Below are 13,365 nucleotides of genomic sequence, written 5' to 3' on the forward strand. Positions count from 1 at the left end.
GGCACTCCGTTTCTGTTCTGTCAGTATCCGATTCGCAGGATCAGTTGTGGATGGCCGGGCAGGTTCAGTCGCCGCGCGAGCCGCTGCGCCGAGTCGTCGACGCGCAGCGGGTGGGAGAGGATGGACGCGCCGAGCCGGGCGTCGACGGCAGTCAGCCACGCTCGCTCGACGGCGATTCCGGTACGGACCAGGTCGATCGACTCCTGCGTGTCCGACGCGAACACGAGGACGGTCTCGCCCTCGATGGCCGCGGCGAGGCGCGCCGAATCGGGGACGCCGCGGGTGACCACGGTATGGATGGTGTCGACCGACTCGTGACCGCCGTGCGGAAGCCAGTGCGACGTCCATGGAAAGAGGTCGCGCTGGTAACGCGTATCGTGCCGCACGAGGTCCGCCGAGTAGAGGAGCACATCGGCGAGCGCGTTTGCCTCGTCCGGGGCGAGCAGCCGAGCGCGGACTCCCGTCATCTCCGCCGCGGAGACGATGTCGGCGACAGTGGCCGCGGGGACGGGGATGTCGGCGAACGCCTCCCGGTGACTGCGACGGCGGGCGATGGCGGAGAAGAGGCTCAGATCGGTGCTCGACGGGGACGTCGTGCCCACCGCCCGCACGGTCGCGACGAGTTCGGGCCGACGCGGATCGGGCAGCAGATCCGTCTCGATCTGCCTGCCGAGTGCCCGCAACGCGAGCTCCACGTTTGCGACACCGGCGCCGCAGGAGATCACGCGGTCGGCGCGCGGCGTGTCCGTGAACCCGCGGCGTTCGGTGATCTCCGCATGCGTGCCGTCGAGTCGCAGATCCCACGGCTGCGTGTCGTGGACCGACGGAGCCGAGACGATGGCGCGGGAGACCACCTCGATGTCACTGAGCGACCAGCTGTTCATCGCGACCTCCAGTTGTGGTGTCCGGGTGATCCCCGCACGCTCAGCATTCCGCGCATCGCGCCGGCCGCGCTGGGGTCGAAGGTCCCGAATGCGTGGGGAGAGGTCCCTGGTGGGCCCGCTACCCTTCGCCGGGCGCGGTACGGTTCGAGGAGAGACTGTGGAGGTGCACAACATGACCACGCGGGTATTCCTGGTCGACGACCACGAGATCGTGCGAAGAGGCTTGGTCGATCTACTCGGCAGCGTGCCCGACCTCGAGGTGGTCGGGGAGGCTGCGTCCGTGGGCGAGGCAATGGCGCGGATCCCGGGCAGCGGCGCCGACGTCGCGGTCCTCGACGTCCGGTTGCCCGACGGCAACGGTGTCGAGCTGTGCCGGGACCTGCGCGCCGCCCTGCCCGACCTGCGGTGCCTGATGCTCACGTCGTACTCCGACGACGAAGCGCTGTTCGACGCCATCATGGCCGGCGCGTCCGGATTCGTCCTCAAACAGATCCTCGGCACCGACCTGGTCGCGGCCGTGCGGACCGTGGGGGAGGGCGGTTCGCTGCTCGACAGCCGGGCCACGTCGGCGCTGATGAACCGGATCAGGACCGCGCGCAGGGACGACCCGCTGGCCGAACTGTCCGAGCAGGAACGCGCGGTGTTCGACCTGATCGGTGAGGGGCTCACCAACCGGGAGATCGCCGAGCGGCTCTTCCTCGCCGAGAAGACCATCAAGAACTATGTGTCCCGGCTGTTGTCCAAGCTGGGGATGCAACGACGCACCCAGGCGGCGGTGCTGGCCACCGAACTACGCAACCAGCGCTGAATTCGCCGTCACGTCAACGGGACCCGCCAGCTCACCACGGTTCCGACGTCGACCGCGTCGACGGTGCAGGTGCCGCCGCACTGCTCGGCGCGCCGGTCGAGGTTGTCGAGTCCGCTGCGCCGGGCGCCGTCGGCGATCCCGATGCCGTCGTCCGCGACCGTCACCGTCAGGTCGTCGTCGGCGGCCACCGAGATGTCGATGGTGGTGGCCCGCGCGTGCCGCAGCGCGTTGCTCAGGGCTTCCCGCAGTACGGCTTCCGCGTGCGGATGGATGCGGGCGGGCACGAGAGTGTCGATGGCGCCGGAGAACTGGACGTTGGGCGCGATCGGCGACTGGGAGGTGAGGTCGCCGATCACGTCCAGGAGGCGCCGGCGCAGGCTGGTCGCCGACGCGACTCCGGTGGCCTGCAGGTCGAAGATGGTGGTGCGGATCTCACGGACCGTGCGATCGAGTTGCTCGACCGCGGTGGCCACGATGGAGCGCACGCCGTCCGGGACGTCCCCGACCGCATGCGTGCTCTGCAGACTCATGCCGGTCGCGAACAACCGCTGAATGACGTTGTCGTGCAGGTCGCGGGCGATCCGGTCGCGATCGGCGAGCACCGACAGCAGACGTTGCTTGCTCTGCTGATCGGAAAATTCCACCGCGACGGCCGCCAGGTCGGCGACCGACTCGAGCCGGGCGACCTCGTCGGGATCCCACGGGGCATTGCCGCGCCCCGTGACGACCAGGGCCCCGCCGACTCCCGACGCCGTCGACAGCGGCAGCACCGCGGCGCGGCCCGCGTCGGCGGAGAACGGGGCGAGGCCGTCGAGGCCGGTCAGCAGGGCGGGAGTGCGGGAGTGCAGGACCTCGGCGAGCGGCTCGGTGCGGATGGCTTTCCGGAATTCGTTACGCAGCGGTCGCACTGTCGTGTCTGCGCCCACCACCGCGCCTTCGCCGAGCGTGACGACGATGGAAACCTCGTCACCGCTGGACAGTTCGCGCACCTGATCGGCGAGCGTGTGCAGTGTCTCGTCGAGTGAACCGCCGACCATCAGCCGGGAGGTGATCGATGCGACGGCCGTCAGCCACCGCTCCCGGGTCCGTGATTCCTCGAACAGGCGGGCGTTCTCCACCGCCACACCGGCCGACGTCGCGAGCGCACGCAGGATCACCTCGTCCTCGTCGGTGAACTCGGGCCCGCTGAGTTTCTCGGTGAGGTAGATGCTTCCGAACACTTTGTCCCGCATCATGATCGGCATGCCCAGGAAGCTCTTCATCGGCGGATGGTTGGGCGGGAAGCCGATCGACGCCGGGTGGTCGGCCAGGTTGGCGAGGCGCACCGGCCGGGGGTCGTGGATCAGCAGTCCCAGCAGGCCGCGGCCTTCGGGCAGGTGTCCCATCTGCGCGCGCTCGTCCGGTGTGATGCCCTCGTAGACGAACTCCGACAGGCCCCCGTCGGGCGCATGGACACCGAGGGCGCCGTAGCGGGCGTCGAGCAGGGAGGTGGCCGAGTTGACGATGCGTTGCAAGGTGGAATCCAACTCGAGGCCGGACCCGACGACGAGGACGGCCTCGAACAGGCGCTGCAGGCTGCGGCGGGTGGGCACCACATCGGCGAGCCCCTCCCGGAATTCGCTGAACCTCGCGCCGTGCCCACCGTCCGATCCCATGCCTGCAGCATAGGTCCGCAGGGGGCGTAACGCTGCGAAGCGCGGCGTCGATAAGGGCTCGAGTGTTTACTCAGTCGAACTAATGCTCACCCATTCATCTGACGAGGGAGAAGAAGAATGAATCGACGGCACTTCGGACGACGGGTCGCGGCAGGTCTGACCGCAGCAGTGGCAGCGACGATGATGTTCACCGGTGTCGTGTCGGCTCAGCCCGCGGATTCAGCCCTCGCCGTCGACCCGGCGACCGCGATCGCGAAGCTGCAGACCGTGGCCGCCGGCAACCCCGAGGCCGAGGCGGCCCTCGAGCGGCTCGCCGCGTCACCGACCGATACGGCCGCGACGAACATCGCCCTGCCGGGGCAGATCTTCCAGGTCCCGGCGTACTCCGACACCGGGCAGGGTGGGCCCGTCCTCGGACAACTGTACGGCGCCGGCGTCGCGACCAACATGAGCAACCAGTTCCGCTTCGGATTCTTCGGCGGACCGGGCGTCATCGCGAACGACCAGACCGGCGCCGAACTCGACGTCGTCTACTACAGCTTCGCCACCGGCGCCAGCGGCATCGTGAAGCTGGACCAGAACAACGTCGCGGTTCCCACGGTCGTCTCCACGGCGCCGGTCGCCGGACTCGGCAGCGGACTGGTCGTGGCGGCCGTGTATGGCTCGCTGAACCACCAGGTGGGGACGAACGTCGTCAAGAGCACCATCTGGTGGCCGACGCTCGGCACCGTGCTCGCCTGACCGTTCGAGAACGTCACGTGGCAGGTTCGGCTCCCGGCTGGGCCTGCCACCACTGCGTCCAGCGCTCCTCGAGTTCGGCCCACTCCTCGTCGTCCAGGTCGTACACGGTGAGCAGGATCTGCGCACCGCCGTTCGGCCGGGCCGAGTTGACGGGCTGCTCGCCGAACTGCAGCAGTCCCGGGCCGAGGTCGTCCACGCTCACCGCGGTCTGGTGTTCGCTGACGGAACACACCACCCCGCGGAGCAGGTCGCCCGTCCGGCAGACCTCGCTGAAGTGGTCGCCGACCCTCATGCCCTCCAGCCGATCGAGCCCGAGCAGGTGCCGCGCCGAATCGCCCTCCGCGACCGGACCTTCCAGGAACAGTGTGCGACGCTCCGCGAGTCCGTGCCGCTCGATGCCGAACTTGAGGGACTGCAGGAACGTGGTCCAGCCCTCGGTGATGTCGTCGTACCAGTCGTCCACGGCGGGGTCCCCGGTGCGTGGTGGCCGGGTTATCCGCACCACGGTGGTGCCCTCGTGCTCGTGCAGACTGAACCGATCGGCCTTGTCGAGGGCGAGCACGAAGTGGCGGGCGTCCTCGGTGACGTCGTCGAAGTAGATCTGACGGATCTCGTCGGCCAGGCCGTCGTAGTCCCAGCCGTGCCAGCGCCGGAGCAATTCCGGGTCGCGCAGTGCCGGCCACACCACCGACGGGGCCGCCGCGATGGACACCTCGAGCACGGGTTGAGATTCGGTCATCTGTTCTCCTGCGTCTCCACTGCTGTGCGTGCCGGCGTCGACGATACCGGCGAGCGGTGGACGGCTCGCGGCATCCGCGAACCGGTCGTCACATGGCGACGGTGAGCAGGAACGCGACGTCTTCGATCGCCTCGACGCTGTGCCGATCGCTCGGCAGGACCAGCAGGTCGCCAGTGGAGCCCTTCCACGAATCCTCGCCGGACACGAGGTTCAACTTGCCGCTCAGAATGAAGAGGGTGGCCTCGCCCGGGCTCTCGTGCTCGGCCATCTTCTGACCCGCGGCCAGGGCGACGACGGTCTGTCGGAGGCTGCGCCGATGGCCGCCGTACACGGTCTGCGAACTGCGGCCGCTGGACGTCCCGCCTGCCAACTTCAGTTGCTGACGGGCAAGGGCGGTCAGTGACTTCTTGTCCATGAGGGAAGTATGAACCACTGCGCGCGTCGTCACCCGTCGAATGGGGTAACGGTGCGGTGGCGAAGGGGCGAACGGTGACGTCCCCCGAAGCCGGATGCTGCCGATCTCAGGCCCTCGTGTAGGTGATCCACCGGTACCGCGTGCCGTTCTTCGCGGACGTGAGCCACTCGCCGGTGTCCCCCGCACGCCAGGAGTCGTCGATCGCGGGCGCCCACGCGTCCCCCTCGACCGCGACGTCGATCTCGGTGACCGACAGTCTCGTCGCGAACGGCATTGCCGCCGTGTAGATCTGGGCGCCGCCGATGACGCATACGTCCTCGGCGGTGAGTGCGAGCGCGGATTCGATCCCGTCGGCGTATTCGGCCCCCGGCTCGGCCCAGCCGGCCTGGCGGCTGATCACGATGTTGCGGCGCCCGGGCAGGGGCCGGAACCGCGGGGGCAGTGAATCCCACGTCCGGCGGCCCATGAGCACCGGGTGTCCGTCCGTGACCCGCTTGAAGTACGCCATGTCCTCGGGGACGTGCCACGGGATGGTGTTGTCGCGACCGATGACGCCGTCGACACCCTGGGCCCATACCAGCGTGACCTGCCGGGAAGCCACTAGACGGCCACCGGAGCCTTGATGGCGGGATGATGGCGGTAGTCGACGATCTCCACGTCGTCGAACGTGTAGTCGAAGATCGAGTCCCGCTTGTTCAGCTTCAACGAGGGATACGGCAACGGTTCCCGGCTCAGCTGCTCGGTGACCTGGTCGACGTGGTTGTCGTAGATGTGGCAGTCGCCGCCGGTCCAGATGAAGTCGCCCGGTTCCAGCCCGGTCTGCTGCGCCACCATGTGGGTGAGGAGCGCGTAGCTCGCGACGTTGAACGGCACCCCCAGGAACAGGTCGGCGCTGCGCTGGTACAGCTGGCACGACAGCTTGCCGTCCGCGACGTAGAACTGGAAGAACGCGTGGCACGGCGCCAGCGCCATCTGCGGGATGTCGCTCACATTCCATGCCGACACGATGATGCGACGTGAGTCCGGGTTCGACTTCAGCGTCTCGATCGTCTGGGTGATCTGGTCGATGTGCTCGCCCGACGGGGTCGGCCAGCTGCGCCACTGCACGCCGTAGACGGGGCCCAGCTCACCGTCCGCGTCCGCCCACTCGTCCCAGATCGTGACGCCGTTGTCCTGGAGCCACTTCACGTTGGAGTCACCGCGCAGGAACCACAGCAGTTCGTAGACGATGGACTTGAGGTGCACCTTTTTCGTGGTGATCAGCGGAAACCCGTCCGCGAGGTTCCAACGCATCTGGTGCCCGAAGACGCTCTTCGTGCCGGTGCCGGTGCGGTCGGCCTTCGGGGTGCCCGTGTCCATGACGAGTCGGAGCAGGTCTTCGTACGGGGTCGGCACAGTCACGCCGCCCAGTTTAGGCGGCTCCGCCGCCCGTGCGCCTTTCCGGTAGCTGGAGCAACCAGAAAGGCGCACGAGCGCTAGCCTCCCCACATGCGTGAACTCTTCGTGATCGGCATCGGCGCCGGCGACCCCGACCAGGTGACGGTGCAAGCGATCAAGGCGATGAACAAGGCCGATGTGTTCTTCGTCATCGGCAAGGGCGACGAGAAGCAGGACCTCGTCGATCTCCGCACGACCATCCTCGACGAGCACGTCCCCGGCCCGCGGCGGGTGGTGGAGATCGTCGATCCGCCCCGCGACCGCACGCCGTCCGACTACGAGGGCGTCGTGGACGACTGGCACGAGCGCCGGGCGGCCCTGTTCGAGGCCGAGTTCGCGTCCGAGCCGGGGGTCGGGGCGATCCTCGTGTGGGGCGACCCGTCGCTGTACGACAGCACGCTGCGGATCGTCGAGCGGGTGCTCGGCCGCGGGAACGTGTCGTTCGACTACTCGGTGATCCCGGGCGTGACCAGCGTGCAGTCGCTGGCCGCGCAGCATCGGATAGTGCTCAACCGGATCGGTGAACCCGTGCACGTCACGACGGGCAGGCGGTTGGCCGAGGGACTGCCGGACGGTGTCGACAACGCGGTCGTCATGCTCGACGCACACTGCACGTTCACCCAGGTCCCCGGCGACGACGTCCAGATCTGGTGGGGCGCCTACCTCGGCACACCCGACGAGGTGCTGATCTCCGGCCGCCTGCGCGACGTCGAGGACGAGATCCAGCGGGTGCGGGCCGAACTGCGCGAGCGCAAGGGCTGGATCATGGACACCTACCTCCTCCGCAGGTGAGTGGGAAAGTGTGGAGGAGCGCACTTTCCCACTCACGTGCCGTTAGCCTGGGAACATGCCCGAGCTGCCCGAGGTGGAGGCGTTAGCCGAGTTCCTGCGTGAACATGCCGTGGGAGCGGTCGTCGGCCGTGTGGACGTGGCGGCCCTGAGTGTCCTGAAGACCTTCGACCCCCCGATCACGGCGCTGCAGGGTCGCGACGTGACCGGTGCGGCCCGGTTCGGCAAGCACCTCGCACTCGACTGCTCCGGGTTGTGGCTCGTCACCCACCTGTCGCGTGGGGGTTGGTTGCGCTGGACCGACAACCCGTCGGCGGCGCCGCCGAAACCCGGGAAGGGCCCGCTGGCTCTACGGGTGCACTTCTTCACTCCAGAGGGCGCGACTCCGGCGTTCGACCTGACCGAGGCAGGCACCAAGAAGCGGCTCGCGGTGTGGGTGGTGCACGACCCGCAGGAGGTGGAGGGGATAACCCGGCTCGGACCCGACGCCCTCGCCGTCACCGAACCCGAGTTCGCCGCGCTGCTGTCCACCACGTCGGCGCGGATCAAGAATGCGCTCGTCGACCAGTCGCTGCTCGCGGGGGTGGGCAACGCCTACTCCGACGAAATCCTGCACACCGCAAAGATTTCGCCGTTCGCCACGTCCCGCACCCTCGCCGAAGATCAGGTGCACGTGCTGTACGACTCGATGCGCTCCGTGCTGACCGACGCCGTCCAGCGATCGCTCGGCCAGGACGCCGCGCGGCTGAAGGGGGAGAAGCGATCCGGGATGCGCGTCCACGCCCGGACCGGCCTGCCGTGCCCGGTGTGCGGCGACACCGTCCGGGAAGTGTCGTTCGCGGAGAAGTCCTTTCAGTACTGCGCGACGTGCCAGACCGGAGGCAAGGTGCTCGCCGACCGCCGGATGTCGCGGCTGCTGAAGTAGGCGCCGCGCCCGCATATAGTTGTGACCATGCGTGAACAGGCACCCGGACGGTTCGGTACTCCTCTGACGGACGGCGCGACCCGCGTCATGCTGCTCGGATCGGGTGAGCTGGGCAAAGAAGTGATCATCGCCCTGCAAAGGCTGGGGGTCGAGGTCATCGCCGTCGACCGCTACGACAACGCGCCGGGCCACCAGGTGGCGCATCGTGCGCACACGATCGACATGAGCGACCCGGATGCGCTTCTGCGCCTCGTCGAGGCGGAGCGGCCGCATTTCGTGGTCCCCGAGATCGAGGCCATCGCGACCGACGCACTGGCGACGGTCGAGGAACGCGGCACCGCGGTGGTCATTCCCACCGCGCGGGCGACGCAGCTGACCATGAACCGGGAGGGCATCAGGCGCCTCGCGGCGGAGGAACTGGGACTGCCGACGTCGCCGTACGACTTCGCCGAATCGCTCGAGGAGGTGCGGGCGGCCACCGAACGCATCGGCTTTCCGTGCGTGATCAAACCGGTGATGTCGTCGTCCGGGAAGGGGCAGTCGACGGTGCGCGGCGCCGACGACGTCGGCAAGGCCTGGGACTACGCGCTCGCGGGCGGCCGCATCAACCACGGCCGTGTCATCGTGGAAGGCTTCGTCGACTTCGACTACGAGATCACGCAACTCACCGTCCGCGCGATCGGGGCCGACGGCGAGGTGGGCACCTTCTTCTGCGAACCCATCGGGCACCTGCAGGATTCGGGTGATTACGTGGAGTCGTGGCAGCCGCAGCCGATGAGCGACACGGCGCTCGCCCGGTCGCGGGAGGTGGCCGAGAAGGTGACGTCGGCGCTCGGCGGCCGCGGGATCTTCGGTGTCGAATTGTTCGTGAAGGGCGACGACGTGTACTTCTCCGAAGTCAGCCCGCGCCCCCACGACACCGGCCTGGTCACCCTTCGGACACAACGACTCTCGGAGTTCGAGCTGCACGCCCGCGCCATCCTCGGGCTGCCGGTCGACACCACCCTCACCACGCCCGGCGCGTCCGCGGTGATCTACGGCGGCCTCGACGCCACCGGTATCGGCTTCGAGGGCGTAGCCGAGGCGATGGCCGTCCCCGAGACGGACCTGCGGCTGTTCGGCAAACCGGAGAGCTTCGTGCGCAGGCGGATGGGCGTCGCTGTGTCCACCGGACCGGACGTGGAGACCGCGGGGAGCCGCGCGCGGGATGCGGCGTCCCGCGTCACGCCGATCGCGTGAGTCCGGGCGCAGAAGTCCTCGTCGGCCTGGTCATCGTCGTCGGGCTCGTCGGAATCGTCATCCCGATCCTGCCCGGCACGATCCTCATCTTCGCCGCAATCCTGTTGTGGGCCATCATGACCGGTGGTGCGACCGCATGGGCGGTGTTCGCGGTGGCCACGGTCTTCCTCGTCGTCAGCGGTGTCGTCAAATACACCTGGCCGGGCAAGCGGATGCGCACCGCGGGGGTGCCCAGCACGTCGCTGATCGTCGGCGGACTGCTCGGGATCGTCGGGTTCTTCGTCGTTCCCGTGGTCGGGTTGTTCCTCGGTTTCGTCGCGGGAACGTATGTGGCCGAGATCTATCGGTTGCGCGCACACGACCGGGCGTGGGCGTCGACGTGGCACGCCTGCAAGGCCGTCGGGCTGTCGATGCTCATCGAACTGCTGGGGGCGTTGATTGCGTCCGGGGTGTGGCTGGCCGCCGTGGTCGCGACGTAGGTCGCCTGAAATCATCGTCGAGGGGTATCCAGAAGCGCCCTCCACCTGCGATGATGAAATGCGGATGTTGATCTTCCCGGCTAGCGGAGGAATACGCCGTGAACAAGAAGACGACCTGGATTCTGGCGCCCGTCGCTGTCGTGGCCCTCTCCCTGAGCGGCTGCGGCGACAACTCGTCCGACTCGGCGGCGACGAGTGCGACCAGCGCCGAGAGTACGACGAGCGCCGCGAGTACGAGCAGCGGCGCAGCGGCGCCGGCGTCGAACATGATGGAGAAGATTCCGTCACCCTTCGTGATGACCCCGCAGATGGAGCCGACCTACGTCGGTACGGTCGACGGAACGGATGCATACGTCGCGCTGGCCAGGTCGGGGAACGACATGGTCGCGTTCCTGTGCGACGGCGACCAGATGTGGACGTGGATGACCGGAACCATGGAAGGGGACACGGCGACGATGTCGTCGCCCGACGGAGCGACACTCACCGCGACGATGAGCGACGGCACGGTAACGGGGCAGGTCAGCGCGCCGGGCATGCCCGACAAGGCGTTCACGGCGCAGCCCGCCGCAGCGGAGGAAGGCCTGTTCCGCGCCACTACCAACCACGACGGCGCCGACTACACGCTCGGCTGGATCATGACCGCCAACGGCGTCCGGGGTCTCGAACGGCAGGCCAACGGATCGTCCACCGGTGCCATCGCCGTCGACCGGAACGGCGACGACATGGACGATCGGCAGCGCGAGCGGCGGCAGGAACGCCGGGACCAGCTGGACTGCGACCAGATGAACAACTACAACAATTGGCTGGCGTCGCAACCGCAGACGCCGCCGGTGGTCGAGATGGCGTCGATGAACTCCGCGCAGATGGAGGGCTGCTGACCGGACTGGGGGTGCTAACAGGGTCCCGCAGGCGTGTCGCAGCGGTACCACGTGCGTGCGTTGCCGCCCATGACGGCGTCGAAGTCGTCACCCACCGCGTCCGCGACGATGTCGATGTCGCTGTCCTGGAACACTCTTCGAGAACGGCTGCCCGGTAGGTCGGTGCCGAACATCAGTGCCTCCGGATTGACGGCATGGATCTTGCGCAGTACGTCGCCGACATTCTCGATGGTGGTCCGCCCGAACCCGGTGGCCTTCACCCGGACGCCCCGGTCGACGAGGTCGAGCAGGTAGGGCAGGCCCCGCGTCGACATCCCGAGGTGGTCGATGCACACGGCGGGCAGCTTGGCGAACACCGGTTCGAGCGACAGCAGCAGGGTGGCGTCCACGTAGAACTCGGCGTGCCAGCCGGCCAGCTCGTACGCTCGCAGGGCCTGCTTGGTGAGGAGTTTGACGTCGGTCGCGCTGCGCCGAAGGTTGAACCGGACGGCCCGGACCCCGGCGCGGTCGAGTTCGAGGATGCTGTCGTCGGTGGCGTCGGGCTCCATCTGGGTCACGCCCACCCAGCTGGGGCCGAGCTCGTCGAGCGCCGCCTTCAGATAGTTCTGATCGGTGCCCTGATACGAGGCCGTGACGACGGCGCCGCCGTCCACCCCGAAGCCTTCCGTGCGTGACCGGTAGTCGGCGATGGTGAAGGGTTCCGGGAGGTAGCCGTGGTTCTCGACCACCGGGAACCGGGGATCGATGATGTGAACGTGGGCGTCAAACACGACTTATATCCTGCCTTGTCCAGGTGAATCCGGCGGCGATCGGCTATCACTTCGGCACCGAGGACGCGCTGTCGGCGCACCTGGTCCGAGACGACGGAAGGGAACCTCCCCGCAGGAGGTTCCCTTCGCGCCGACTCGGAAGATCAGGCCTTGTCAGGCTCGCTGGCCTTGAGCATGTCTTCGCGCTCGACGACCTTGATCCGCTCACGGCCCTCGGGCTCGCCCAGGCTGCGCTCGTGCGCGTCGAGGCGGTACCAGCCCTGCCAGGTGGTGTACGGAACCTGCTTGCCTTCGAGGAAGTCGATGATCGCGTCCTCACTCGGGTTGGCGGGCTCGGCGAAGCGGGGCCGGTCCTCGAGCAGGTTCGCGACGGTCTCGTTGGCGTCGCCCTTGGTGTGGCCGATCAGGCCGACCGGGCCGCGCTTGATCCAGCCGGTGACGTACGTGGCCGGCATGAACCGGTCGTTGCCCTCGGCGGTGTCGTCGGAGATGACGCGTCCGGCCTCGTTGGGGACGGTGCCGGCCTGCTCGTCGAACGGGAGCTTGGCGATGTTCTGCGACAGGTAACCCACGGCGCGGTACACGGCCTGGACGTCCCAGTCGTTGAACTTGCCGGTGCCCTTGACGTTGCCGGTGCCGTCGAGCTGGGTGCGCTCGGTGCGCAGTCCGACGACCTTGCCGTCTTCGCCGAGCACCTCGGTGGGCGATTCGAAGAAGTGCAGGAACAGCTTGTGCGGGCGGTTGCCGACGTCGCGGATGGCCCAGTCCTGCAGGGTGTTGGCGACCATGTCGACCTGCTTGGAGTTGCGGCGCGCCTGCTCGGAGCCCTCGTCGTAATCGATGTCCTCGGGATCGACGATGACCTCGATGGTCGGGGAGTGGTCGAGTTCACGCAGTTCCAGGGGAGTGAACTTGGCTTGCGCGGGACCGCGGCGTCCGAACACGTGGACCTCGACGGCCTTGTTGGCCTTGAGTCCCTCGTAGACGTTGGCGGGGATCTCCGTCGGCAGCAGTTCGTCGCCGGTCTTGGCGAGAACGCGGGCGATGTCGAGGGCGACGTTGCCGACACCGAGGACGGCGACCTTCTCGGCCTCGAGCGGCCAGCTGCGCGGGACGTCGGGGTGGCCGTCGTACCAGGACACGAAGTCGGCGGCGCCGTAGCTGCCGTCGAGTTCGATGCCCGGGATGTTGAGGGCGCGGTCGGCGTTGGCGCCGGTGGAGAAGATCACCGCGTCGTAGAAGTTGTGCAGGTCTTCGAGGGTGATGTCGCTGCCGTAGTCGATGTTGCCCAGCAGGCGCACCGACGGCTTGTCGAGCACCTTGTGCAGGGCGGTGATGATGCCCTTGATGCGCGGGTGGTCCGGGGCGACGCCATACCGGATCAGACCGAAGGGGGCAGGCATCCGCTCGAAGAGGTCGATGCTGATCCCGCCGTCAGACGCGGCATCGGATTTCATGAGAGCGTCGGCTGCGTAGATACCGGCGGGGCCGGCACCCACGATCGCAACGCGCAACGGACGTGTCTGATCAGTCATCTGGAGCGAACTACCTTCTGATGGGCGGACAACGAAACCTCAGCTTAAATTAAGCCCAGCCTAATCGGGTG

15 protein-coding genes are annotated in these 13,365 nt (G+C 68.0%); 7 read left to right on the forward strand and 8 right to left on the reverse strand.

Annotation, left to right across the window (positions count from 1 at the left end):
- Positions 1–20: 20 nt before the first annotated feature.
- Complete coding sequence (locus ACFTWF_RS06630) at positions 21–884, reverse strand: nitroreductase family protein (protein ID WP_378460461.1); 864 nt, start codon at positions 882–884, stop codon at positions 21–23.
- A gap of 172 nt (positions 885–1,056) precedes the next feature.
- Here ACFTWF_RS06630 and ACFTWF_RS06635 point away from each other — a divergent pair, with 172 nt between their 5' ends.
- Complete coding sequence (locus tag ACFTWF_RS06635) at positions 1,057–1,692, forward strand: response regulator (RefSeq protein ID WP_378460462.1); 636 nt, start codon at positions 1,057–1,059, stop codon at positions 1,690–1,692.
- An 8-nt stretch (positions 1,693–1,700) separates the two neighbouring features.
- On the opposite strand, the gene ACFTWF_RS06640 is transcribed toward ACFTWF_RS06635, so the two are convergent.
- The gene (locus ACFTWF_RS06640; RefSeq protein ID WP_378460463.1) at positions 1,701–3,347 is read right to left on the reverse strand and encodes a GAF domain-containing sensor histidine kinase; all 1,647 of its coding nucleotides are present in this window, start codon (positions 3,345–3,347) and stop codon (positions 1,701–1,703) included.
- A gap of 117 nt (positions 3,348–3,464) precedes the next feature.
- Here ACFTWF_RS06640 and ACFTWF_RS06645 point away from each other — a divergent pair, with 117 nt between their 5' ends.
- Positions 3,465–4,088, forward strand: a complete 624-nt coding sequence (locus tag ACFTWF_RS06645) for a Tat pathway signal protein (RefSeq protein ID WP_378460464.1) — start codon at positions 3,465–3,467, stop codon at positions 4,086–4,088.
- Positions 4,089–4,101: 13 nt separating this feature from the next.
- Here ACFTWF_RS06645 and ACFTWF_RS06650 read toward each other — a convergent pair whose 3' ends face one another.
- The 4 genes from ACFTWF_RS06650 to ACFTWF_RS06665 form a co-directional block, all read right to left on the reverse strand.
- The gene (locus tag ACFTWF_RS06650) at positions 4,102–4,827 is read right to left on the reverse strand and encodes an SRPBCC domain-containing protein (protein WP_378460465.1); all 726 of its coding nucleotides are present in this window, start codon (positions 4,825–4,827) and stop codon (positions 4,102–4,104) included.
- Between the two features lie 88 nt (positions 4,828–4,915).
- Complete coding sequence (locus ACFTWF_RS06655) at positions 4,916–5,242, reverse strand: cupin domain-containing protein (protein ID WP_378460466.1); 327 nt, start codon at positions 5,240–5,242, stop codon at positions 4,916–4,918.
- Between the two features lie 106 nt (positions 5,243–5,348).
- Entirely contained in the window at positions 5,349–5,843 is a 495-nt protein-coding gene (locus ACFTWF_RS06660; protein ID WP_378460467.1) for a dihydrofolate reductase, read from the reverse strand.
- Positions 5,843–6,643 (reverse strand): thymidylate synthase, encoded by an 801-nt coding sequence (locus tag ACFTWF_RS06665; RefSeq protein ID WP_378460468.1) that lies wholly within the window; start codon positions 6,641–6,643, stop codon positions 5,843–5,845. Before ACFTWF_RS06665 ends, ACFTWF_RS06660 begins: the two co-directional genes overlap by 1 nt.
- An 87-nt stretch (positions 6,644–6,730) precedes the next feature.
- Between ACFTWF_RS06665 and cobF the strand changes: the two genes are divergently transcribed.
- The 5 genes from cobF to ACFTWF_RS06690 all read left to right on the forward strand — a co-directional run bounded on the left by cobF (position 6,731) and on the right by ACFTWF_RS06690 (position 10,989).
- Entirely contained in the window at positions 6,731–7,471 is a 741-nt protein-coding gene (gene cobF, locus ACFTWF_RS06670) for a precorrin-6A synthase (deacetylating) (protein WP_378460469.1), read from the forward strand.
- A gap of 55 nt (positions 7,472–7,526) precedes the next feature.
- Positions 7,527–8,393 carry an Fpg/Nei family DNA glycosylase gene (locus ACFTWF_RS06675; protein ID WP_378460470.1) on the forward strand — a complete coding sequence of 289 codons (867 nt, stop codon included), beginning with the start codon at positions 7,527–7,529 and terminating at the stop codon, positions 8,391–8,393.
- A 27-nt stretch (positions 8,394–8,420) separates the two neighbouring features.
- Positions 8,421–9,632, forward strand: a complete 1,212-nt coding sequence (gene purT, locus ACFTWF_RS06680; RefSeq protein ID WP_378460471.1) for a formate-dependent phosphoribosylglycinamide formyltransferase — start codon at positions 8,421–8,423, stop codon at positions 9,630–9,632.
- Complete coding sequence (locus ACFTWF_RS06685; RefSeq protein WP_378460472.1) at positions 9,629–10,111, forward strand: DUF456 domain-containing protein; 483 nt, start codon at positions 9,629–9,631, stop codon at positions 10,109–10,111. The genes purT and ACFTWF_RS06685 overlap by 4 nt, the downstream gene beginning before the upstream one ends.
- A 98-nt stretch (positions 10,112–10,209) precedes the next feature.
- Positions 10,210–10,989 carry a hypothetical protein gene (locus ACFTWF_RS06690; protein ID WP_378460473.1) on the forward strand — a complete coding sequence of 260 codons (780 nt, stop codon included), beginning with the start codon at positions 10,210–10,212 and terminating at the stop codon, positions 10,987–10,989.
- A 14-nt stretch (positions 10,990–11,003) separates the two neighbouring features.
- On the opposite strand, the gene ACFTWF_RS06695 is transcribed toward ACFTWF_RS06690, so the two are convergent.
- Both ACFTWF_RS06695 and ACFTWF_RS06700 read right to left on the reverse strand, forming a co-directional pair.
- Positions 11,004–11,759, reverse strand: a complete 756-nt coding sequence (locus ACFTWF_RS06695; RefSeq protein WP_378460474.1) for an amidohydrolase family protein — start codon at positions 11,757–11,759, stop codon at positions 11,004–11,006.
- A 143-nt stretch (positions 11,760–11,902) separates the two neighbouring features.
- A complete protein-coding gene (locus tag ACFTWF_RS06700) occupies positions 11,903–13,294 on the reverse strand; it encodes an FAD-dependent oxidoreductase (protein ID WP_185725408.1) in 1,392 nt (463 codons plus the stop codon).
- Positions 13,295–13,365: the final 71 nt, after the last annotated feature.

The organism is Rhodococcus sp. NPDC056960, from assembly GCF_042674125.1.
Classification (GTDB): domain Bacteria; phylum Actinomycetota; class Actinomycetes; order Mycobacteriales; family Mycobacteriaceae; genus Rhodococcus_F.

Bases quoted from the DNA above. Each gene is read 5' to 3' on its own strand.
- ACFTWF_RS06630 (WP_378460461.1), bottom strand. From the start codon at position 884: ATGAACAGCTGGTCGCTCAGTGACATCGAGGTGGTCTCCCGCGCCATC.
- ACFTWF_RS06635 (WP_378460462.1), top strand. From the start codon at position 1,057: ATGACCACGCGGGTATTCCTGGTCGACGACCACGAGATCGTGCGAAGA.
- ACFTWF_RS06640 (WP_378460463.1), bottom strand. From the start codon at position 3,347: ATGGGATCGGACGGTGGGCACGGCGCGAGGTTCAGCGAATTCCGGGAG.
- ACFTWF_RS06645 (WP_378460464.1), top strand. From the start codon at position 3,465: ATGAATCGACGGCACTTCGGACGACGGGTCGCGGCAGGTCTGACCGCA.
- ACFTWF_RS06650 (WP_378460465.1), bottom strand. From the start codon at position 4,827: ATGACCGAATCTCAACCCGTGCTCGAGGTGTCCATCGCGGCGGCCCCG.
- ACFTWF_RS06655 (WP_378460466.1), bottom strand. From the start codon at position 5,242: ATGGACAAGAAGTCACTGACCGCCCTTGCCCGTCAGCAACTGAAGTTG.
- cobF (WP_378460469.1), top strand. From the start codon at position 6,731: ATGCGTGAACTCTTCGTGATCGGCATCGGCGCCGGCGACCCCGACCAG.
- ACFTWF_RS06675 (WP_378460470.1), top strand. From the start codon at position 7,527: ATGCCCGAGCTGCCCGAGGTGGAGGCGTTAGCCGAGTTCCTGCGTGAA.
- purT (WP_378460471.1), top strand. From the start codon at position 8,421: ATGCGTGAACAGGCACCCGGACGGTTCGGTACTCCTCTGACGGACGGC.
- ACFTWF_RS06700 (WP_185725408.1), bottom strand. From the start codon at position 13,294: ATGACTGATCAGACACGTCCGTTGCGCGTTGCGATCGTGGGTGCCGGC.